Origin of the sequence: Nonomuraea sp. NPDC049784, assembly GCF_040659615.1 — a bacterium.
Taxonomy (GTDB): Bacteria; Actinomycetota; Actinomycetes; order Streptosporangiales; family Streptosporangiaceae; genus Nonomuraea.
In genome coordinates, this window is the sequence record NZ_JBFAMX010001313.1 from 1 (window position 1) to 1,073 (window position 1,073).

Sequence of the window (1,073 nt, forward strand, 5' to 3'; positions counted from 1 at the left end):
CCTCTGACCGCGCCTACGACCAGCCTGGGCCCGGCCGGGCTGGTGGCCGGTACGAGGCCGGGGACTGCGCCGATGGTGGCGCCCGGTCAGTACGAGATGACCTGGCACCCGGCTCCGCCGCCGGGAGCGCCCGCCGCCTGTGACGACGGCTGGCTGGTGCTGGCCGACGACGGTCCTTACGGCGGGGCTGTCGTCCTCGAGCTGGCCCGGCGTGGCCGGCGATGCCTGCTCGTGCGGCCGGACCGGCTGGACGAGCAGGCGCTGCGGACCCTTCGCGACGGCGCGGGACCCTGGCTCGTCGTCGACCTGCGCGCCCTCACCGATGACCACGAGGACCGGGAGACGGCACCTCCAGATCTGGCCGAACACCGGCTGGCCCGGACGGCCGCGCTGGTCGCAGACCTGGCGGCGGCGGGGCTCGCCGGCCGGGCACGGACCTGGTGGGTCACCCGGGACGCCCAGCCGGTGTCCGGGCCCGGCCAACCGGTCGACGTGGCGTCGGCGGCGCAGTGGAGCCTGGCGCGGACGGTACGGCTGGAACACCCCGACCTGTGGGGAGGCCTGCTGGACGTCGGCGCCGACGACCCCGAGCCGGTGGCTCGCTGTCTGGTCGGCGAGTTGCTCGCCGCGGGCCCGGAGGACGAGGTGGCCTACAGGGACGGGCGGCGCTTCGTCGCCCGCCTCACCCCGATCGAGCCCGTCCGGCCCCATCCCGCCCCGGCCGCGGACCCCGACGGCACCTACCTCGTCTGCGGTGGCCTGGGCCGGCTCGGGATGGCGGTCGCACGCTGGCTCGCTGACCGTGGAGCCCGCCATCTGGTGCTGACCGGCCGTACCGGGGCCGGCCAACGGCATGAGGCCGACCTGGAGAACCTGGCCGGCCTCGGCCTCCAGGTCACGCCGGTGCGGGTGGACGTCACCGACGAGGCCGCGATGACGGCGCTGTTCGAGCGCTTCGGGCGGGACCTGCCGTCGCTGCGGGAGGTGTACCACCTCGCCACGAGCCGGGGGATAGGCCGCCTGGCCACCACCCGCGTCGAGGACGCGACGGCGCGGCTGGCGGCGAAGCTGCG

Annotated in this window: 1 protein-coding gene; it reads left to right on the forward strand. The window is 76.3% G+C overall.

All coding sequences use genetic code 11. The annotated features are described in order from the left end of the window. Positions 1 to 72 precede the first annotated feature (72 nt). Positions 73 to 1,073, forward strand: a 1,001-nt coding sequence (locus AB0J09_RS65685; protein ID WP_360714735.1) for a KR domain-containing protein, incomplete at its 3' end; no start/stop codon positions are given.